The sequence below is a fragment of the Mangrovactinospora gilvigrisea genome, from assembly GCF_001879105.1.
Taxonomy (GTDB): Bacteria; Actinomycetota; Actinomycetes; order Streptomycetales; family Streptomycetaceae; genus Mangrovactinospora; species Mangrovactinospora gilvigrisea.
In genome coordinates, this window is the sequence record NZ_MLCF01000099.1 from 1 (window position 1) to 20,383 (window position 20,383).

19 protein-coding genes and 2 pseudogenes are annotated in these 20,383 nt (G+C 74.5%); 11 read left to right on the plus strand and 10 right to left on the minus strand.

All coding sequences use genetic code 11. From position 1 onward, the window contains the following. The coding region (locus BIV57_RS16950; RefSeq protein WP_071657690.1) for a winged helix-turn-helix transcriptional regulator at positions 1–481 on the minus strand (481 nt) is incomplete at its 3' end. Between the two features lie 92 nt (positions 482–573). Between BIV57_RS16950 and BIV57_RS16955 the strand changes: the two genes are divergently transcribed. From BIV57_RS16955 to BIV57_RS16985, 7 genes are all read left to right on the plus strand, one after another. Next, complete coding sequence (locus BIV57_RS16955) at positions 574–1,785, plus strand: pyridoxal phosphate-dependent aminotransferase (protein WP_071657671.1); 1,212 nt, start codon at positions 574–576, stop codon at positions 1,783–1,785. Continuing rightward, positions 1,782–2,204, plus strand: a complete 423-nt coding sequence (locus BIV57_RS26145; RefSeq protein WP_071657672.1) for a GNAT family N-acetyltransferase — start codon at positions 1,782–1,784, stop codon at positions 2,202–2,204. The genes BIV57_RS16955 and BIV57_RS26145 overlap by 4 nt, the downstream gene beginning before the upstream one ends. Positions 2,205–2,310: 106 nt before the next feature. Continuing rightward, positions 2,311–2,910, plus strand: a complete 600-nt coding sequence (locus tag BIV57_RS16965; protein WP_071657673.1) for a hypothetical protein — start codon at positions 2,311–2,313, stop codon at positions 2,908–2,910. 32 nt (positions 2,911–2,942) lie between these two features. Then, positions 2,943–3,230 carry a hypothetical protein gene (locus tag BIV57_RS24645; RefSeq protein ID WP_071657674.1) on the plus strand — a complete coding sequence of 96 codons (288 nt, stop codon included), beginning with the start codon at positions 2,943–2,945 and terminating at the stop codon, positions 3,228–3,230. Between the two features lie 175 nt (positions 3,231–3,405). Beyond that, positions 3,406–3,780, plus strand: a complete 375-nt coding sequence (locus BIV57_RS16975; RefSeq protein ID WP_071657675.1) for a hypothetical protein — start codon at positions 3,406–3,408, stop codon at positions 3,778–3,780. Then, a complete protein-coding gene (locus BIV57_RS16980; protein ID WP_071657676.1) occupies positions 3,777–4,325 on the plus strand; it encodes a hypothetical protein in 549 nt (182 codons plus the stop codon). The genes BIV57_RS16975 and BIV57_RS16980 overlap by 4 nt, the downstream gene beginning before the upstream one ends. Then, positions 4,325–4,714 carry a peptidase inhibitor family I36 protein gene (locus BIV57_RS16985; protein WP_071657677.1) on the plus strand — a complete coding sequence of 130 codons (390 nt, stop codon included), beginning with the start codon at positions 4,325–4,327 and terminating at the stop codon, positions 4,712–4,714. Before BIV57_RS16980 ends, BIV57_RS16985 begins: the two co-directional genes overlap by 1 nt. A gap of 31 nt (positions 4,715–4,745) precedes the next feature. Here BIV57_RS16985 and BIV57_RS16990 read toward each other — a convergent pair whose 3' ends face one another. Further along, positions 4,746–5,210: a MarR family winged helix-turn-helix transcriptional regulator gene (locus tag BIV57_RS16990; protein WP_071657678.1), complete on the minus strand. Its 465-nt coding sequence runs from the start codon at positions 5,208–5,210 to the stop codon at positions 4,746–4,748. A 97-nt stretch (positions 5,211–5,307) separates the two neighbouring features. Between BIV57_RS16990 and BIV57_RS16995 the strand changes: the two genes are divergently transcribed. From BIV57_RS16995 to BIV57_RS17010, 4 genes are all read left to right on the plus strand, one after another. Continuing rightward, complete coding sequence (locus BIV57_RS16995; protein ID WP_071657679.1) at positions 5,308–6,798, plus strand: MFS transporter; 1,491 nt, start codon at positions 5,308–5,310, stop codon at positions 6,796–6,798. Between the two features lie 180 nt (positions 6,799–6,978). Next, entirely contained in the window at positions 6,979–9,051 is a 2,073-nt protein-coding gene (locus BIV57_RS17000; RefSeq protein ID WP_245797749.1) for a CDP-glycerol glycerophosphotransferase family protein, read from the plus strand. Beyond that, positions 9,048–10,952, plus strand: coding sequence for a glycosyltransferase family 2 protein (locus BIV57_RS17005; RefSeq protein WP_071657681.1), 1,905 nt, complete (start codon positions 9,048–9,050; stop codon positions 10,950–10,952). The genes BIV57_RS17000 and BIV57_RS17005 overlap by 4 nt, the downstream gene beginning before the upstream one ends. A gap of 65 nt (positions 10,953–11,017) precedes the next feature. Continuing rightward, positions 11,018–12,064, plus strand: a complete 1,047-nt coding sequence (locus BIV57_RS17010; RefSeq protein WP_071657682.1) for an LCP family protein — start codon at positions 11,018–11,020, stop codon at positions 12,062–12,064. 37 nt (positions 12,065–12,101) lie between these two features. On the opposite strand, the gene BIV57_RS25270 is transcribed toward BIV57_RS17010, so the two are convergent. The 8 genes and pseudogenes from BIV57_RS25270 to BIV57_RS25275 all read right to left on the minus strand — a co-directional run. Continuing rightward, a complete protein-coding gene (locus tag BIV57_RS25270) occupies positions 12,102–13,577 on the minus strand; it encodes an NADase-type glycan-binding domain-containing protein (protein WP_071657683.1) in 1,476 nt (491 codons plus the stop codon). A gap of 193 nt (positions 13,578–13,770) precedes the next feature. Further along, positions 13,771–14,352: pseudogene (locus BIV57_RS17020) on the minus strand (phage tail protein); the annotation flags it as partial. Continuing rightward, positions 14,349–16,346 (minus strand): putative baseplate assembly protein, encoded by a 1,998-nt coding sequence (locus BIV57_RS17025; protein WP_071657685.1) that lies wholly within the window; start codon positions 16,344–16,346, stop codon positions 14,349–14,351. The gene BIV57_RS17025 and the pseudogene BIV57_RS17020, both read right to left, overlap by 4 nt. Before the next feature lie 18 nt (positions 16,347–16,364). Then, the gene (locus BIV57_RS17030) at positions 16,365–16,832 is read right to left on the minus strand and encodes a GPW/gp25 family protein (RefSeq protein ID WP_071657686.1); all 468 of its coding nucleotides are present in this window, start codon (positions 16,830–16,832) and stop codon (positions 16,365–16,367) included. A gap of 13 nt (positions 16,833–16,845) precedes the next feature. Further along, a complete protein-coding gene (locus BIV57_RS17035; protein WP_071657687.1) occupies positions 16,846–18,678 on the minus strand; it encodes a VgrG-related protein in 1,833 nt (610 codons plus the stop codon). A gap of 12 nt (positions 18,679–18,690) precedes the next feature. Next, a complete protein-coding gene (locus tag BIV57_RS17040; RefSeq protein ID WP_071657688.1) occupies positions 18,691–19,401 on the minus strand; it encodes a CIS tube protein in 711 nt (236 codons plus the stop codon). A gap of 25 nt (positions 19,402–19,426) precedes the next feature. Next, a complete protein-coding gene (locus tag BIV57_RS17045) occupies positions 19,427–19,864 on the minus strand; it encodes a phage tail protein (RefSeq protein ID WP_071657689.1) in 438 nt (145 codons plus the stop codon). Between the two features lie 30 nt (positions 19,865–19,894). Next, positions 19,895–20,383: pseudogene (locus tag BIV57_RS25275) on the minus strand (hypothetical protein); the annotation flags it as partial.

Here is a 20,383-nt window from a genome sequence, read left to right on the forward strand (position 1 = left end):
GGGCGGGGCCGTCGGCGTAGGCGGGGGCCTCGGGGTCGAGCACCAGGTGGAACGTCCCCTCGTCGAGCCGGACGTCGACCGTGCCGGGCATCCCCACCGGCAGCAGCCGCCGCAGCAGCGGCAGCGCCGACCAGTGCGCGCGGACCGCGTCCGTCTCGCGGCGGTCGGCGAGCAGCGGGCCGCCCCACTCCGCGAGCACCCCCAGCACCGGCAGCAGCGCCCGCCCCCGCTCGGTGAGCTCGTAGACCGTTGCCGCCGCCGGTCGCGTCAGCCGGCGGCGGGCCACCAGGCCGTCCGCCTCGGCCTCGCGCAGCCGCGCGGCCAGCACGTCCGTGCTGATCCCCGGCAGGTCGGCGTGCAGGTCGGTGTAGCGCCGCGGCCCGCTGAGCAGTTCGCGGACGATCAGCAGCGTCCAGCGCTCGCCGAGCACGTCGAGGGCGCGGGACAGGGCGCAGTACTGGTCATAGCTTCGGCGCGGCATGCGCCACATTCTAGCCGCGATGTTGGACATTCCAAGTGTGACCTTGGTAGAACCAAGTGGGCACGAGCGTCCATCAGGGAGGGTGCAGGCGCATGGAGTTGAAGCAGTCGTCCAAGCTGGCCGGGGTCTGTTACGAGATCCGCGGTCCGGTGATCGAGCACGCCGACGCACTGGAGGCCAACGGGCACAGCGTGCTGCGGCTCAACACCGGCAACCCGGCACCGTTCGGCTTCGAGGCGCCGGCCGAGATCCTCCAGGACATGATCCGCACCCTGCCCGCCGCCCACGGCTACACCGAGTCGCGCGGCATCCTCCCCGCGCGCCGCGCGGTCGCCGGGCACTACCGGCGGCGCGGCGTGGAGGGCGTCGACGTCGACGACATCTACCTGGGCAACGGCGTCTCCGAGTTGATCTCGATGGCCGTCACGGCGCTCGTCGACGACGGCGACGAGGTGCTGATCCCGGCCCCCGACTACCCGCTGTGGACGGCGGTGACGACGCTGGCCGGCGGCCGTCCCGTCCACTACCGCTGCGACGAGGGCGCCGACTGGCTGCCCGACCTGGACGACCTCGCCGCGAGGATCACCGACCGCACCCGCGCGCTGCTGATCATCAACCCCAACAACCCGACCGGGGCGGTGTACCCGAAGGAGCTGCTGGAGGGGATGCTCGACCTGGCCCGCCGGCACAACCTGGTGGTCTTCGCCGACGAGATCTACGACCAGATCCTCTACGACGACGCCGTGCACCACCATGTCGCCGCGCTCGCCCCGGACCTGCTGGTGCTCACCTTCTCCGGGCTCTCCAAGGCCTACCGGGTGGCCGGGTTCCGCAGCGGCTGGCTGGTCGTCACCGGGCCGCGCGAGCACGCCGCCGACTATCTGGAGGGGCTCGGCACGCTGGCGTCCATGCGGCTGTGCGCCAACACCCCCGGGCAGCTGGCCGTGCAGGCCGCGCTGGACGGGCCGCGCTCCATCGAGTCGCTGGTGCTGCCCGGCGGGCGGCTGCGCGAGCAGCGCGACCGGGCGGTGGAGTGCCTCAACGCGATCCCCGGGGTGAGCTGCGTCAAGCCGCGCGGCGCGCTCTACGCCTTCCCTCGGCTCGACCCCAAGGTGCACCGGATCGTCGACGACGAGCGGTTCGTCCTCGACCTGCTGCTCCGCGAGAAGATCCAGGTGGTGCAGGGCACCGGCTTCAACTGGGCGGAGCCCGACCACTTCCGGATCGTCACGCTGCCGCGCGCCGACGACCTGGAGACGGCGATCGGCCGGATCGGCCGCTTCCTGGCGGGGTACCGCCAGTGAGCGCCGTCGAGGTCTCCACCGACCCCGCCCGGCTGGACCGGGAGCGGGTGCTGCGCTGGATCACCGAGGAGTCCTACTGGGCGCGCGGCCGCGCCGCGTCGACGATGGACCGCGCGATGGCCGGCTCGGTCGTCTTCGGCGCCTACGACGACGGCGGCCGGCAGCTCGGCTTCGCCCGGCTGGTGACGGACGGCGCCACCTTCGGCTGGCTCTGCGACGTCTTCGTCGACGACGCGGCGCGCGGCCTGGGCGTCGGCAAGGCGCTGGTCGCGGCGGTGCGCGCGGAGGCCGAGCGGTGCGGGCTGCGCCGCGTGATGCTGGCCACCGCGGACGCGCACGGCCTCTACGCCCAGTACGGCTTCCGCGAGTTGGCGAAGCCCGGGCTCTTCATGGAGCTCCCGGTGGACCGCACCGGCTGAGCGGTTCCACCTTTTCGGCGGGGCGAAAGCCCCGTGCCGCCGCGGTCGGCGCTCCCCCACACTGCTTCGCGGGACGAGCCGTATCGATCGGGGGAGGCGGTCCGCCATGGCGGACGCGACGGGAACAGGAACGGGGACGGGGACGGCGGGGGCCGGCGCCGCGGCGGCGGCGGCCGTGCCGGAGCGGGTCTCCGCGGCGGCCGCGCAGGCGGCGCTCGGCCGGGCGGTGGACGCCCGGCGGGAGATCACCACCGGGCAGTCGCTGGTGGTCGGGGTGCTCTTCGCGGGAGGGGGCTGGGGCCTGCTGGCGCTCATCGCCGCCTACGCCGACGACGTCTCGCCGTTCGGCTGGGTCCACTCGATCCTGCACGTGGTGGCGTTCGGGCTGTTCTTCTTCGGCTTCTACGGCGCGGTGCTCGCCGTGCGGGGGCTGCTCGTCGGCAACCGCGTCCACTACCTGTACGAGGGCGGGCTGGTGAACCGCCGCCGGTCGAGCGTGCGGGTGGTGCGGTGGGCCGAGGCGGAGAGCCTGACGCCGGTCCACGACACGCGGCAGGGCGAGGAGGGCAAGCTGCGCGGCTACCGGCTGCGGGGCCGCGGCGGGGTCGAGATCCCGATCCCGCTGCAGATCAAGGACGGCCGGGACGCGTTCGTCGACCGGATCGTCGCGTCGCTCCGGCAGGCCGGCTGCACGCGGATCGGCTGAACCGCAATCCATCACCGAGGGGGACACCAGTCATGTCGCAGTACCAGCAGCAGCCGGGCACACCGCCCGAGGAGCCGCCCGTCTACGCGCAGGCGCAGTCCGGCACCGGGACGGCCGCGCAGCGGCAGATGTGGGAGACCAAGGGCAAGCGGGGCATCGGGTTCGGCGCGGTGTGGGCGGTCGCGGGGCTGCTGATCACGCTGATCACCCTCTCCAACGCCCAGGGCGGCGGCGTCTACATCGTCGCCTGGGGCCCGATGCTCTACGGCGTCTACCGGATCGTCTCCGGCGCCATGCTGCTCAAGAAGGCCCGGGGCTGACCCGCCTGACCGCTCGTCAGGCCCGAACGGGGGAGGCGCGCCGCAAGGCCGCCCGATCGTGGGAACCGCGGCCCGGCCCGGCATAACGGGAGGTGGGCGGGGGACTGCTGGCGTTGGAAGACATCGTTCCGGATCCCGCCGCGGCGGGGTCCGACGCCAGTGGAGGACCCGCCCCATGCGCCGACCCGCCGTCCTCGCCGCCGCGTTCGCGGCCGCGCTGTCCGCCGCGTTCACCGCGGCCACCGCCACCAGCGCGCACGCCGTGCCGGCCGGGCACGTCTATTTCTGGTACGGCACCAACCAGATGGGCGGCCAGGGCGCCTGGGACTACGTCCCCGGCGGCTACAAGGAGGCGCCGGACTGGCTGAAGCGCCACGTCTACTCCTTCGACTCGCACGCCTCGGTCACCGTCTACGCGATCAGCTACCAGTCCGGCGGCGACTGCCTCTACCGGGAGATCCGCCCGGACGACTACGACAACAACTGGACCGCCTGGGCGGGCAAGTTCGACGGCGTCTCAGACTCCACCATGGGCTGCGAGCAGGGGTGACGCTCCTGCGCCGGCTGCCGCCGGCGGCGCTGCCCCTGGTGGCGGTGCTGGTGGCGGCGGTGCTGGTGGCGGTCGCCGGCTGCGGCGCGCCGGACGCGCCCCGGCTCTCCCCGGACGACGCGGTGCGGGCCGCCACCCGGGTGCTCACCGAGGACTGCCTCGCCCGCCGCGGCCTGCCCTCGCACCCCTCCGGCGCCCGCGCCGAGCAGCGCGTCAGCGACGCGCTCTTCGGCGCCGGACGGCCGCAGCTCGCGCTCACCCTGCCCACCGGCTACACCGTCCGCGCCCACACCGACGGCTGCCTGGCCGCCGCGAACCGCCGCCTCTACGGCGACGACCGGCGCTGGTTCCGCGCGTCGGTGGTGGTGGACAACCTGCGGCCGGAGGCCGAGAAGAGCGGCCGCAGCCTCGCCCGGGTGCGGGCGCTGCACCGCCCCGAGATCGCGGCGTACCGCCGCATGCGGGCGCACGCCCGCGTCCAGGCGCTCTCCGTTCTGGAGGGCGTCCGCACACCCAGCACCAACGGAAAGGACACCCCGCACTGATGGGATCCACGAGGAAGCGCGTCATCGGGACCGTCGCGGCGGCGGCCGCGCTCTGCGGCGGGATGCTGCTGGCCGGCTCCGCGCCGGCCGGCGCGAACGCCGTGTGCCGCAGCGGCGACTTCTGCGTCTGGACGGACGCCAACTTCCAGGGCATGAAGATCGAGCACAGCGGCGACGACCACTGGTGGGAGGGCGACATGTTCCACCAGGACTCCTCCTGGGCCAACCACGGCATCTCGGGGCCGGGGGTGAAGGACCACGTCAAGATCTACAACTACCGTGAGCTGCTCGGCGACGTGACGCTCTGCCTGGCGCCGGGGCAGGAGGTGGGCTACAACGCCGGCGCGAACGACCGCGGCGGGTCGCACACCTGGACGATGAGCTGCTGAACGGAACCCTGCCGCACCCGGTCCCGCCCGCTCAGGGGCGGGGCCAGGTGCGGCCGTCCAGGCGCTCGATGTCGGTGTTGAACCGCTTGAGGTAGCCGGCGAACCGCTCGACGTCCTCGGCCGACCAGGTCTCGAAGACCCGCTCCAGGCCGCGGATCTGCTCGTCGCGCGTCTCGTCGAGGTCCTTCGCGCCGCGGTCGGTGATCCGGAACTTGCGCGCCATGCCGCCGTCCGGGTCGGGGATGCGCTCCAGCAGCCCCGCCCGGACGGCGGCCGCCGTCTGCCGGTTGAGGGTGGAGGCGTCCAGCCCGAAGGCGTCCGCGAGCTCGCCGATGGACATCGGCCCCTGCAGCCGGATCCGGCTCAGCAGGATGTAGGCGCTGCGCTCCATCCGGCCGGACCGGCGCCGCTCCCGCTCCGAGCGGGGCAGGTGCCGGCCGAGCACCATGTGCTCGTACTCGATCCGGTCGATCGGCTTCCGCTTCCGCGCGGCCATGGCTGCTGCTCCACCTGCCCTGCTCGTCCGTGCGCCGTCGGGTCCAGGGATATCACGCGGGGTCCTCCCGGCGGCCGATGTGCACGATACACGCCACATGTACGATGCACATCGTCCACGCCCAGCACCCCGAGAGGAAGTGGTCCGCGTGTCCCCCACGGAACGCACCGGCCCGGTCGTCGCGACGCTCGCGCTCGCCGGCACCGTCGCCGCGATCATGCAGACCCTGGTGACCCCGCTCATCGCCGAACTGCCGGCGATCCTGCACACCGACGCCTCCAACGCCGCGTGGGTGATCACCGTCACCCTGCTCGCGGGCGGCGTCTGCGTGCCGATCACCGGGCGGCTCGGCGACCTCTTCGGCAAGAAGCGGATGCTGCTGGTCTGCGCCGTCCCGCTGATCGTCGGCTCGGTGGTGTGCGCGCTCTCCTCCTCCGTGCTGCCGATGATCGTGGGGCGCGGGCTGCAGGGGATGGGGATGGGCATGGTGCCGCTCGGCATAGCCCTGCTGCGGGACGTCGTCCCCGCCGAGCGGCTCAGCGGGTCGATCGCGCTGGTCTCGGCGTCGATGGGGATCGGCGGCGGCATCGGCCTGCCGGTCGCGGCGGCGGTCGCGCAGTACGCGAACTGGCGGGTGCTCTTCTGGGGTTCGGCCGGGCTCGCGCTGCTCATCGGGCTGCTGATCGCGGTCTGCGTCCCGGACTCCCCGGCGGCGGCCCGCGGCCAGCGCTTCGACCTGCCCGGCTCGCTGGGCCTCGCGGTGGGCGTGGTGGCGCTGCTGCTGGGCATCTCCAAGGGCGCCGACTGGGGCTGGACGTCCGGCACCACGCTGGGCCTGCTGATCGGCGCCGTGGTGGTGCTGCTCGGCTGGGGAGCGATGGAGCTGCGCACCCGGGAGCCGCTGGTCGACCTGCGCACGACGGCGCGGCCGCGGGTGCTGCTCACCAACGTGGCGTCGGTCTTCGTGGGCGTCGGGATGTACGCCAACATGCTGATCACGCCTCAGCTGATGCAGCTGCCGAAGGCGCTGGGGTACGGGCTCGGCCAGAGCATGCTGCACACCGGCCTGTGGATGCTGCCGGGCGCGCTGATGATGATGCTGATCTCGCCGCTGGGCGGGAAGCTGAGCAATGCCCGCGGGCCGAAGTTCACGCTGATCACCGGCATCGTGGTGATCGCGGCCGGCTACGGGCTGGCGCTGCCGCTGATGGGGTCGGCATGGGGGCTGATGATCGTCGGCATGGTGGTCAACAGCGGTGTGGGCTTCGCCTACGGCGCGATGCCGGCCCTGATCATGGGCGCGGTGCCGCCCGCGGAGACGGCGGCGGCGAACGGCTTCAACACGCTGATGCGCTCGCTGGGGACGACGATCGGCGCGGCCGTGGTCGGCGTGGTGCTGTCGCAGATGACGGTGACGCTGGGCGGGCACGTGCTGGCGTCGGAGAACGGGTTCCGCACCGGGCTGCTGGTCGGGTGCGGGGTGTCCGTGGTGGCCGCGGTGATCGCGGCGACGATCCCCGGCGCGCGCGCCGCGGGCGGGGACCGCGAGCGCCGTGCGGAGGCCGACCGGGTGCCGGCCAACGGCTGAGCGCGCCCGCCCCCTGCCCCTGTGGGGGCGCGAGGCGCGACGCCCGGGGATGTCGGCGAGTTGATGGCGTGACCTGATCGTTTCTTGGTGTTTACCGTTCCCTAGGCAACCATTTGCTTCCCTCTCATGTCGAACACCTGATCAAGGAATGTCGTCGAGAGGGAGCCGATGATCCGTCGGTTGTGTGGGGTACTGCGGCTGCGCAGTCGGGGCGGGTTGCTCCTTGCGCTGCTCTGCGCGGCCTCGTTCGCGGCGGTACCGGTGCTCGCCCTGCTGCCGTCGCTCTACGGCTTCGCCGTCGCCTCGGCGCTGTCGTACCTCACCGACGAGTGGCTGCACTCCAAGGAGCCGGAGTTCATCGGCCGGCTGGCGGCCTTCCGCCTCAACCGCATCATGCGGTTCCTGGCGCGGACCGCGTCGCTGGTCATCCTGGCCTACCGGCTCGACGCCACCGACGGCTGGCTGCTCGCCATCCTGCTCGTCAACATCGCCCAGTTCGGGCTGATCGCCCTCTACACCGGGCTGCACCGCACCATCCGGCTGCGCCGGGTGATGCCGATCGTCGTCCGCAACCTCGACCTCTCCGGCATCCGCATCCCCAAGGCGCCGTCCGCCCTGCTCTACCAGAAGTACCTGCGCCGCCTGCTGCACCTGGACGTGCCCGCGCACGCCGGCGTCCTCGCCGCGCTGTGGAAGGGGGAGTGGCGCTACGCCGGCCTCGGCTTCGCAGCCAGCCTCCTGCTCACCGTCCTTGCCGTGCTGCTGCTGGCCCGCCACTACAAGCGGTCCAAGCGGATGCCGACCCGCCGCCAGGTGATCGACTCGGTCAACACCCAGCTCGGCTCCTACCGGCCCGAGGTCGCCCTCTACTTCAGCTTCGCCGCGGTCTCGCAGGACTTCATGTACCAGGTCAACATGTGGATCGAGACGCTGGAGCAGCTCGACCTGCGGCCGCTGATCATCCTGCGCGAGCGGGCCTCCTTCCGGTTCCTGGGGCGCACCTTCCTCCCCGTGGTCTGCGTCCCCAAGGCCGACGACCTCGCCGAGCTCGACCTGCCGCACGTCCGCGTCGTCCTCTACCCGGGCAACGCCGGCAAGAACGTCCACATGCTGCGCGTCGCCGAGGCCAAGCACGTCTTCATCGGCCACGGCGACAGCGACAAGCTCGCCAGCAGCAACCGGGTCAGCAAGGTCTACGACGAGATCTGGGTCGCCGGCCGCGCCGGACGCGACCGCTACCAGCGCGTCCGGCACGCCATCAGCAACCAGGCCATCGTCGAGGTCGGACGGCCCCAGCTCGCCCCCATCCTCCGCCACGAGCAGCACACCCCCGGCCCGCTGCCCGTCGTCCTGTACGCCCCCACCTGGGAGGGCTGGAGCGACGACGACTGCCACACCTCGCTGATCCCGATGGGCGTGCCGATGATCCGCGCGCTGCTGAAGGAGAACGTCCGGGTCATCTACAAGCCGCACCCGCTCACCGGGCGCCGCTCGCCCAAGGCCGCCGCCGCCGACCTCGCCATCCAGGACCTGCTGCGCGCCGACAACCGGCGCCGCGACGCCCGCGCCACCGCCTCCCGGGTGGCCGGCGCCAAGTCCGAACTGCAGCGCATCCAGGCGGAGATGGACCGGCTCTCCGGACGCGGCGGCCGCGGCGACGACGCCGAGCAGACCCGCCGCGCCCGCCCCGGCGACCCGGCCGCCGCCACCGAGTGGCACCGGCTGCACGCCGAATGGCACCGGGTCTTCTGGCAGACCCGCGGGCCCGTCCGGCACAACGTCATCCTCAAGCAGCTGCCGACCCTCTACGAGTGCTTCAACCAGGCCGACATGCTGATCAGCGACGTCTCCTCGGTGGTCGCCGACTTCGTGGCGAGCCTGAAGCCGTACGTCCTGACCAACGCCGAGAACCTCCCGGACGACGAGTTCTACGCCGCCTACACCACCGCCGGCGGCGCCTACCTGCTGGACCGCGAGTGCACCCGGCTGCCCGCCATCCTGCAGGCGGTGCGCGAGCCGTGGCACGACCCGATGGCCCCGCACCGCCGGGCCCTGAAGGACTACGTCCTCGGCCCGGACCGGCCCACCTCCATGGAGCGGTTCAACGGCGCCGCCAACTCGCTCTCCGACCGCGCCGCCCTCCACGAGTGGCAGCGCTACCTGGAGCAGCAGGCGCTGCCCGGCGGGCCCGAGGCGCAGCAGGACCTGCCGGGCATCCCCGGCGCCAACGGGCCCTGGGGACCGGCCGCATGACGGTCACCGCCAGTGTCGTCGTCGCCGTCCGCAACGCCCAGCAGCACTACGCCCCCGCGCTCGCCGCGCTGGGCGAGCAGACCCTCGGACGCGACCGCTTCGAGGCCGTCTTCGTCGACGACGGCTCCACCGACGACACCGCCGCGCTGCTCCGCGGCGACACCGCCTTCCACACCTGGAACACCGTCCTGGCCACCGGGCAGGAGGGCGGCAGCGGCGGCCCCGGACGGGCCCGCAACCTCGGCCTCGACCACGCCACCGGCGACTACGTGCTCTTCGTGGACGCCCACGACCGGCTGCCGAGGACCGCGCTCGCCCGGCTCGTCGACCGGGCCGAGACCACCGGCGCCGACATCGTGGTGCCGCGCACCGCCGGGCACGGCCGCCGCGCCCCGCGCCTGGCCACCGCCCAGCCGCTGGACCGCGGGCACCTGACCACCCATCCGGTGCTGATGGACGCGCTCGGCGCCCATATGCTCTTCCGCCGCTCGTTCCTGGAGCGCGCCGGGCTGCGCTTCCCCGAGGGGCCGGTGCCGCTCGCCGACCGGCACTTCGCGCTCCGCGCCCAGCTGGCCGCCGAGTCGGTCGCAGCCGTCCACGACCACACCTGCTACCACCTGCACAAGAACCCGAACCCCGGGCCGGCGCCCGACCCCGACGCGCTCGCCGGCTCGCTCGCCGACCTCTTCGAGCTGCTGTGGGGGAGCCTGCCGACCGGGCCCGCCCTCGACCGGTGCGTCGCCCATCTGCACCGCACCGAGCTCCTGGACCGCCTCGACCAGCGGGCCGCCCGGCTCGGCGCCGAGCAGCTCGCCGCCTGGCACGCCGCCCTGCTGCCCGTCGCCCAGCGCTATGTGGCGCCGTCCGCCGAGGCGCTGCTGCCCGCCGCCCACCGGGTGCGGTCCGCGGTGCTGCGCGCCGGGCACCCCGAGGCGCTGCGCCGGCTCGCCCGGCACCGCGCCGGGATCGCGGCCGCCGCCAGCCTGGAGTGGACGCGCTGGAGCAGCGACGGCCGGCTCGAACTCGGGCTCACCGCCGACCTGGTGCACAAGGACCGCAACGGCCGGCGCACCCCCGTCCGGTTCGTCGCCGACCGGGGCCGCTACCGCCTCGACCTGCCCGCCGACCTGCTGGCGCTGCCCGGCGTCGCCGAGGCCGCCGACGCCACCGCCGACCTCGCCGCCGTCCGCCTCGCCCCGCTGTGGCGCCACCGCGAGCAGGGCACCGAGGTGCCCGTCCCCGCCGAGACCCGCCTCAGCACCGTCCCGCTCGGCCGCAACGCCGCCGGCCTGCCGCTGGTCGCGGTGCGCGCCGAGGCCGGCTGCGCCACCGACCCGGCCGCCGCCGACCACGGCCGCCCGCTGCGCGGACTGTGGGACCTGCACGCCCGGTTGGAGGCCTGCGGCGACGAGCCGCGGGTGCGGATCGGCGCCGAGCGCAACGCCCTCGTCGACGGCATGCTGCGCCCCGCGTTCCTCCCGGACGGCAGCTTCGCCGGCCCCTACTGGACGGCCAACAACCAGCTCAGCATGCGCGCCGGCGGCCACGCCCCGAACGGGGTCAAGGACGCGCTGCGGGAACCCGACTGGTCGTGGGCCGGCGAGGAGAACGGGATGCTGCGGCTGCGCATCCCCCTCGAACTCGGCCCGCTCGCCGCACCGGTGGCCGTCACCGCGGTGCTCACTGCCGAGGGCGTGACGGGGACGGTGCGCGCCGACGGCGCCGTCGTCCCGGCCGGCGCCCCCGACCTCGCCGCCCTGGAGGTCGCCGTCCCGACCCGCCCGCTCGCCGCGGCGCCGCGCTGGGCGATCGCCCTGCTGCGGCACGGCAAGCCCGCCAAGCCGGCCGAACTGGGCGCGGTGCTGCACCGGCACGGCCCGGGCAGCTGGACGGTCGCCTGACCGCCGACCCGTCCGCACCGCGGCACCACCCAGCCCCCCGACCTTCCTTCAGTCAAGGAGACCCCATGTCAAGCTCCCGAGGCGCGCGTCGCCGACCCCGCCCCGGCCGCCGCGTGCTGTGGTGGATCCTTTCCGGCGTCCTGGTGCTCGTGCTCGCCGTCGGCGGCGGCGCCTGGTGGTACATCAGCGGCCTGACCGGCGGCATCGGCCACGCCAAGAACGTCTTCGACCGCTCGAAGCTGAACGGCGCGGGCGAGCGGCCGGCGGCCGACCCGGCCGCCGGCAAGGCGATGAACATCCTGATGGTCGGCTCCGACACCCGGGACGGCGCCACCACCGGCAGCGAGGGCAAGGACGGCTTCAAGACCGCCCTCGGCAACCGCACCGACACGATGATCCTGATGCATGTGCCGTCCGACCGGTCGGCGATCAGCTCGGTCTCCATCCCCCGCGACTCCTGGGTGCCGATCCCCGGCCACGGCGAGGCGAAGATCAACGCGGCGCTCTCCTGGGGCGGCCCGAACCTGCTGGTCGCCACCGTGGAGAACCTCACCAAGGTGCGCGTCGACCACTATGTGGCGGTCGACTTCGAGGGCTTCAAGACCACCATCGACCAGCTCGGCGGCGTCGACATCACCCTCGACCAGGCGCTGCACGACCCGCAGCAGAAGGTGTCGTTCAGCAAGGGCAGGAACCACTTCGACGGGGCCACCGCGCTGAAGTTCGTCCGCCAGCGCCACGGCCTGCCGCGCGGCGACTTCGACCGCGTCGTCCACCAGCAGATGCTGCTCTCCGCGGTGGCCGGGAAGGTGCTCTCGCAGGGCGTGCTCAGCCACCCGCTGAAGACCCGTGAGCTGCTGGGGTCGATGACCAACACGATGACCGTGGACGACGGCTTCTCGCTCTCCGGGATGGCGGGGCTCGCCGGCAGCCTCAAGGGCATCAAGCAGACGGACCTGGAGTTCCGCACCATCCCGACGACGGGGACCGGCTGGCGCCAGAAGCAGAGCGTGGTCCTGCTGGACCCGACGCGCGACGCCCAGCTGTTCGACGCCATCCGCAAGGACACGGCGTGGCCGGACGCGAAGCCGTCCGAGACCTGGACGCCCTGACGGATCGGCCCCGCGCCCCTGCGGCGCGCCGGCGTCCTCAGCGACTCGTCGTCGCCGCGCTCTTGCCGAAGAACTCGAGCTCGGCGATGGCGACCTCCTTCTTCGCGCCGACGCCGTACGCCTGGCGCAGCGTCACCCGCAGCTTCTCCACATCGCGCCCGCGCACCGGAATCGCCTGCGGGGTCGCCGCGTCGTTGAGGGTGGCGTGCACCACGGTCGTGGTGTTGTCGGCGTGCAGCACGGTGATGTCCACCGCCAGGGGACGCGCCTGCGCGTTGAAGGCGTTCTGGTCGGTGCCCGCCCCCGGCGTGATCATCAGGTAGAGCAGGTGGACGGGGAGCGCGAAGGAGGCGGTGACGTACTGGCCCGCGCCGCTGCCGTCCACCCCGTCGCCCCACCAGGTGGTGTTGTAGCCGTCCACCAGGTTGGTCGCCGGGTGGCCCGGGTCGGAGTGCGAGGCGGTGACGGACGACGCGTGGATCGGCACCGGAGTGGTGAAGTGGTCCTCCGCCGCCTCCACCCCCGGCTGGGTCCAGATCACCAGGGCGGTGACGATCGCCGCCGCGACCACCGCGCGCAGCGCCCAGATCGGCCAGCGCGCCCGCAGCCCGCGGACCCGCGGCCGCTCGCCGGCCATCGGGACGCGGCCGCCGTCCCGCCCGAACATCCGCCGCCACCAGGGCTGCCGCTCGCTGGTGCCGGAGACGGTGAGCAGCATCGCGCAGCGCCGGCAGTAGTGCCGGGTCTCGGGGTTGACGGTGTGGCACCACGGGCAGGCGAGGCCGTCCAGCGGCTCCTCCTCCGCGGCGAGCCGGCGCACCCTGCGCGGGCGCTCCCGATCGGCGCGGCCCGGCTGCACCGGGGCGGCCGGGTCGGCGGGCGGCGGCGCCTGCGGGTTGGCGGCCTCCACCGGGACCAGCAGGGCGCGGGCCCGCTCGGTGCGGGAGGCGACCTCGCGGTGGTCGGGCAGGTCCTCGGTGTCGTGCTCGGAGCCGGGCTGCTCGACGCGGTGCAGGTTGGGCGTCCCGCCGTAACCGGGCGCGGCCGGCGCCGGCGGAGCCGCCGGGGCCGACGGCGCGGCCGGCGCGGGGGGCGGCGTCGGAGTGCCGCCGGTCTTGTAGGGGTTGGACGCGTCCGGCGTCGGGCGGCTGGTGTAGCCGGCCGCCGCATAGGGGTCGGCGGACGCGCCGGGCGCGGGCGCCGCCGCGCTCCCGGGCCAGCTCGACGGCGCGGGCGGCGCCGGCGGGTTGGCCGCGGCCGGCCGCGGCGCCGGCGGCTGCGGCGCCCCGCCGCCGGCGGGCGCGGCACCCCGCGGATCCGCCCGGGGCGGCGCCGGACGCGGCTCCGCCGAGCGCGCCCGCGGCGGGGGCTCCCGCCGCGGACCGGGGCCGTCCGCCTCCGGGTTGCGCGCCGGGCCGACCACCGTCGAGCCCCGCTCCCACTGCAGGAACTCCCCGCACTCCGAGCAGAACGCCTGGGTCTGCCCGGTCGCCCCGCACTCGGCGCAGGTCATGGTCCCCCCGCCGCCCTGCCGTCCCTGACCCTGGTCACCCGTTGCCACCGGTACCTCCAGTCTCTCTCGTCGTTCCCATTGCACCCGATCGCGGATCGATCACCGGCGGCACGTCGCTCAGCGCCGTGGCGTCGCCCAGCCACGGCCCGAACCCGCCGCCGCCCGGGGCCGGTTCGGGGCCGGCGTCGGCGCTCGGCGCGGGCCCCGCGCCGACCACCTCCACCCGGTACGGCACATGCGCCGGACGGGCCGCCGCCACCAGCTCCTCCAGCAGCCGGACGTCCACCGCCGAAGGGTCCGGCACGCGCAGCCGCACCAGCACGCCCGGGGCCGAGCTGCCCGGGAACTCCCCGAGCGGGCGCGCCGACCAGGTCGCCCCGCCGCTCTCCTCGATCTCCGGGCGGACGCCGAACGCCAACCGCACCGCCTCGGCGAGCCCTTCGGCCGTGCCGCGCAGCCGGTGCAGCCGGCCGGCGGCAGCCACCGCCGCGCGCAGCCGGGTGCCCGCCGCGTCCGGGCCGGTCTCCGCCCCGACCCAACTGCCCAGCCAGCGCAGGAAGTCCTCGGGCGCCAGCGCGGTGCGCAGATAGGCGTCGAAGTTGTCGAGGTCGACCAGCAGCGGCGCGAGCAGGTCGTCGAGGCCGGCGACCCAGCGCTGCGCCATCGAGTCCTCGGCGAAGACCGCGGGCAGCCGCGGGCCGAGCGGATGCGGGCTGGGCAGCCCGTCCACCCGCCCCCGCGTCGAGGCGCCGTCGCCGAGGCGATCGACCGTCATGCGATCACCCGCACCCGGTGGTCGAAGGGGAAGACCAGCGCGCCCGCGGCGAGCTGCACCCGGTCGGTGGCCTCGCCGCGCAGCCCGGTCAGCGGGTCGGCGGGGTGCAGCTGCACCTCGTCCACCAGCTCCACGCCCGGCACCCGCTGCAGCACCGCGTAGACCTCGCCGGCGTGCACCGGGCGGCCGAACGGCCAGCCGGTGCCGTCCGGGCCGCCGGTCAGCGGGTCGAGGTAGCCGTGCAGTGCGGCCTGCGCCGCCGTCCGCACCCGCTCCCCGGACGCCCCGGCGAAGGCGTGCACCACCGCCACCACGGTGACGCCCTGGTAGAACGGCGGGCCGACGGCGAGCCGGGTGCCGATCGGGCGCCGCTCGTCCAGATGCCGGCTGATCGCCGCCAGCAGCTCGTCGTCCGGCACGAGTTGCTCGAAGCGCAGCCGCCCGCCCTCGTCCGGCACCGCCTGCGGCACCACCAGCACCCGCACCGCGCCCGGGCCGCCGCTGTGCGCGTCGTCCGGGTCGTCGGCGGCCAGGCAGCGCAGCCGGGCCACCCCGGGCGCGGCCCGGCGGGCCAGCTCCTCGTAGTCCCGCTGGGTGACGGCGCGCTCCTGGGTGCGCAGCGTGATGGGGGCGCGCAGCTTCGCCTCGTCCACCGTCTCGGCGTCCACCCCGCCGGAGGCCGCCTCCCGGTTGACCACCTCGGCGACGAACGGCACCGAGCTGCGCAGCACGTTGATGGCGCCGCGGGCGACATTGCCGCGCCGGCCGCCGCCGATCCGGTAGCGGGCGGCGCGCACCACCGCGTCGCGCGGCGGGACGGCGCCGAACGCGCGCAGCGCGCCGTCCGACTGACGGACCGCCGGGCCGAAGGAGACCTCGCCGGTGGCCGCGTCCAGGGTGACATGGCGGTCCTCGGGGCCGGAGCCGGCGAAGTCCGGGACGACCGCCCAGTCCTGCCAGCCGCCGTCCCCGTCGTCCGCGCCGGCCCGCGCGGTCTGCACCAGCACCGGGGGCTCGCCCGCCACCACCGGGCCGTGGGCGAGCGAGAAGCGCTGCCCCGGCACCCCGCTGGAGCTGCCCAGCACCTCCTCGCGCACCGTCTCCGCGTGCTCGGCGAGCGTCGTGCCGCCGATGGTGAAGGCCGAGGCCGAACGGACCGTCGGGCTCACCGAGTAGAACGGCTGGCCCGGCTCGGCCGGCACCACCCGGCAGCGCAGCCAGCCCGCCTCTCGCCGCCCGATCCGGGAGGCGGCGTGCCCGCCCGGGACGTGCAGCAGCACCTCGCCGGGGCGGTTGAGGCCGCCGGTGGTGTCCTCCTCCACCTCGCACGCCGTCCAGCCGTCCGCCGTCCACGCCTCCCAGCGCAGCGGGGGCTGCCGCGGGTCGACGCCGACGCCGTCCACCCGGCTGTCCAGGCGCAGCGCCACCAGGCAGTGCGGGACGGGCGCGGTGAGGCCCAGCATCAGGGCGTCGCCCTCGCGCGGGGGCGCGGAGAAGACCGGGACGTCCTTGCCGTCCAGCATCTCCGTGGTGCGGTCGGAGAGCCGGCCCGCGCCGCCGTCCGCCTCCGGCGCCGGCTGCACCAGCAGCGCGTCCAGGTCGCAGGGGACGATGCGCAGCTCCTCGGCGGTGGCGAAGACCACCGCGTCCTCCACCTCGGTGCGCCGGGTCGCCACCTCGGTGCCGGCGGCGAGCACCACCGGCTGCGGCCGGGGCGCCGACAGCCGGAAGGTCACCTCGGCGCGGGCCGCCGCGGCCGGGTAGAGGGTGACGCCCAACAGGTCCAGGAACGCCAGGTAGTTGCGGTCCGGCACCCGGTTGAAGCGGTAGCTGACCTGGTCGAGCATGTGGGCGACGGCCTCGATGAGGGTGACGCCCGGGTCGGAGACGTTGTGGTCGGTCCACTCCGGGCACCGCCGCTGCACATAGCGCTTGGCGTCGTCCACGAACTGCTGGAAGCGGCGGTCGTCGAGGTTGGGGGCGGGCAGCGCCATGCGGGCTCTCTCAGGCTCTCAGTTTTCGAGGTTGCGGACGGGGGCGGCGGAGGGCGGCGCGTCGGCCTCCGCCGCGCCGTCCTCCGGGTCCTCGTGCGAGGGGATGACGTAGAACGGGAAGACCAGGTTGCGCGGGTTGTTGGTGCCGCGGATGCTGTAGCGGATGTCGATGTAGAGGACGGCCGGCTTGTCCGGGTCGACGGACACCTCGACGTCCAGCACCTCGATGCGCGGCTCCCACCGGTCCAGGCAGGCTCGCACATCATGCGCGATCCGTCCTGCCGTCGCCCCGTTGATGGGCGCGAAGACCAGCTCGTGGATGGCGCAGCCGAACTCCGGCCGGGTGGGCCGCTCGCCCGGCGCGGTGGAGAGCACCAGCCGGATGGCCTCCTCGATCTCCCGCTCGCCCGAGACCAGGGCGATCGACCCGGAGGCGTCCACCCGCATCGGGAACGACCAGCCGGAGCCGACGAATTGCTCGCTCATACCCATTCCTCCCTCAGACCACCGGCATGTCGTTGGCGGTGACCACGCCCTCCATGGCGATGGACGCGGCCTCCATCGACACCGACGCCGCCGTCGTGTTGAACTCGCCCGCCTCGACCGTGAGGGTCGCCGCACTGATGTTCACCTCGGTGCCGGCGAGCGAGAGGGCGCCCTCCGCGCGCACCGAGACCGCGGCGCCGGTCACCGACACCGCGCCCTTCGCGCCGATCTCCACTGCGGGGCCGCCCTGGACGCTGACCCGGCCGGTGCCGCTGATCTCCAGCACCGAGCCGATCTGGTCCAGATACACCTTCATCCGGTCGTCGCCGGTGCGCAGCCGCACCCCGCGCGGCCCGGTCGGCGCGTCCAGCAGCTCCAGCCGGTTGCCGCTGCGCGACACCAGGCTGCGCCGGTTGGTCTTCCCGCCGGTGGCGTCGGTGAGCCGGACGTCGTGCCGGGAGGGCTTGTCCCGGCCGTTGTAGAGGCCGCCGATGACATAGGGGTGGTCGAGCGCGCCGCGGTCGAAGGAGACCAGCACCTCGTCGCCGACCTCCGGGCAGATCACCCCGCCGCCGCCGACGCCCCCGTACTGCACGCTGCGCGCCCAGTCCGACACATAGTCGTCCGACAGCCACGGGAAGGAGAGCTTCACCCGGCCCTGCTGCAGCGGGTCGTTGACGTCGGTGACGGTGGCGATCACCACGCCGGGCAGCCGCTGCCCCGGGCCGCCCTCGCCGGCGGCGCCCCCGGCCGTCAGCCCGTACAGGCTGCGGTTCTGCCGTCCGCTGACGGTCAGATGGGTGCGGTAGCCGGTGTGGATGCCGAAGTGGTGGCGGACGGCGGTGGCGGTGTAGCGGCCCTCGAAGGGCGCGCCCAGCCCGTTGAGCGCCACCGGCACGCCGGGCCGCAGCCACGGGTCGCCCTTCACCTCCGCCTCCACCTCGGCGAACGCCCCGGTGATGTCGGCGGCCAGCGAGGAGGCGGCGTGCTCCACCTCGGTCTGGGTGTCGTAGGGGACGTCCACGCCCAGCTGGTGCGCGGCGCCGAAGGCGGCGGCCGCGGTGCCCGGGGTGAGGCCGATGCCCAGCTCGTCGCTCTTGCGGGCCGGCACCCGGGAGGTGAGCGCCCGCTTGGCGGCGACGTTCCAGCCCCGCACCTCCACGTCCGTCACCTGGTCGGCGGCGGTCGCCCCGACCCGGCAGCGCAGCAGGTTGCGGCCCTTCTCCAGCACGTAGTGCGAGGACTTGGCGGGGGTGGAGGGGGAGGGCGCGCCGGAGGCCGGCTTGGGCTTGATGAACTGGAACTTGCCGTCGTCGGTGAAGACCACGTCGGCGTCGTTCTCCTCGGCGAGCCGCTTGAGGAACTCCCAGTCGGAGACGCCGGGTTGGGTGACCAACTCGTAGATGGTGGCGGTGGAGTCGATCCGGCCGATCTTCAGCCCGCGCTTGGCGGCGATCCGGCGGGCGATGTCGGAGGCCGTCATCGCCTTGAAGCCGGTGACGTTGCGGCCGCGCAGCAGCCGGTGCCCGTAGTCCAGTCCGCGGACCACGGTGTGCGCGCCGGAGCCGTCGAAGTCCGTCTCCAGGGCGGTCACTTCGCCGGTGAGCAGGGGCGTGTCGCCGCCCTTGCCGTCGGCGAGGCCGTGCAGCTGGGCGCGCGAGCCGATCCGCACGCCCAACTGCTGCAGCACCTTGTGGTTGGGGTCGGCGAAGGTCAGCTGGAAGGCGGCGGGGACGTTGACGCTGGCGTCGATCCAGCCGTCGACGAGGACCGACGCCAGCTTGTCGGTGAGCGGCCGGCCGTCCAGTTCGACGGCGAGGACTTCGGTGTACGGGCTCTCGCTCATGGGACTCGCTTCTCAGAGCTCCTCGGCCGCGGGCAGCAGCAGTTCGGTGCCGGGCGCCAGGTGCATCGGGTCGTCGATGCCGTTCGCCTCGGCGATGGCGCGCCAGCCGCCGGCGTCCCCGTACTCCCGGAAGGCGAGCGACTGCAGGCTGTCCCCGGCCACCGTGCGGTGCACCCGGCGCGCGGTGAGCGCACCCGAGGTGGGGTTCTGCCCCGGCGTCTGGCCCGGGATCTCCTGCAGCGTCAGGGAGACGGTGGCGCGCAGCGGTTCGCCGCCCGCCGCGAACGCGGTGTAGGTGACGCCGACGTTGGTGACGCACGCCTCGAAGCCGATGGTGCGGAAGGTGCCCCACTCCAGCCGCGCCCACGGCGGGGACGGCGCCTTGCGGGCGAGGCTCGCCTCGGTGGGCTCGCACGCGGTGAGCAGGGTGTCGACGCGGGTCCGGACGGCGCTGCTGCCCGGGTGGTCCGAGGCGTCCAGCAGCAGCTCCAGGGTGAGCCGGCGCGGCTCGGCGTTGAGGAACTGCGGCGGCGAGGTGCGGCGGAAGCCGACGGCGCGGCCGGGCTCCCAGGCGGCGCCCTTGGTGAGGCTCAGCGACGACGGGTTGAACTGCAGCCGCATCTCGGCGATGACGCCGCCGGGGGAGGAGGTGACGTCGGCGGGCGGCTCGTAGAGCCGCAGGGTGGCGCGGCGCATGCCGCCGGGGGCGGTGGGGCTGGTCATGGTGCTGTGCCTCCTTCAGGCTCCGTCAGGCTCCGGCGTCGGTGAAGCCGTGGTGGACGATCTCCAGGGTCTCGGTGGCGACCGCCGGGCTCGCCGGGTCGAGGCTCGGCCCCTTCCAGCTCACCGGCAGCACCTCCAGCAGGCCCCACTGCGCGACCTGGCTGCCGTCCGCGCGCAGCGCGACGATCTGCGCGGTGGGGCGCTTGATGCCGGTGGCGACGGAGGAGATCCAGGCGGTGACCTTCGAGGTCTCCTTGGTGAGCGGGCGGGAGAGCCGGATCGGCGAGTGGCGGACCCGGGTGGGCAGCTGCCACACATGGCTGTTGTTGCCGCCCTCCTCCCAACTCTGGACGTCGACATCGGCGGCGAGGCCCTCGCAGCTGTTGAAGAGGCCGAGGTCGAGGCCGTCGATGGTGAGGCGGAAGAAGATGGTGGACCCGGGGTCCTGCGTCGCGGTCGTCATGGGGTTCCTTGGGGGTGCGGAGGGGTCGGGTCACCAGCGGGGATCGCGGAGACGGCCGACCCGCTCCCGGTCCATCCGCAGCTCGGCGCGGAGGAGCCGGGCGAGCGGCCCGAGGAGCCGCCGGGCGAGGACGTCGAGCTCGGGATCGGGAAGGTCCTTGGCGGGCTGCCGGGCCGAGGCGGTGGCTGCGGCCGAGGCGGAGGCATGGACGTGGTGCTGCGGCGGGGGCGGCGTCTGCTGCTTCTGCTGCGCGGGCGGCGGCGTTGCCGCCGCGGCCGGCGGGCTGCGGTGCGGTTTCTGGGGCACGGCGGCGGCCGACGCGTCCAGCAGCCGCTGCACCTCGGGGAGGACGGCGGGGCGGTGCCGGGGCGCCGCGGGGGCGGCCGCGGTCGACGCCAGGGGAAGCGCCGCGGCGCTGAGCGTCGGCGCGTTGAGCGCGACCCGGCGGTGCGGGGTCGCGGTCGCGGTGGCGCCGGCCCGTCGCTGGAGCGGCGTGGTGGCGGCGGTGGTGTGCTGAGC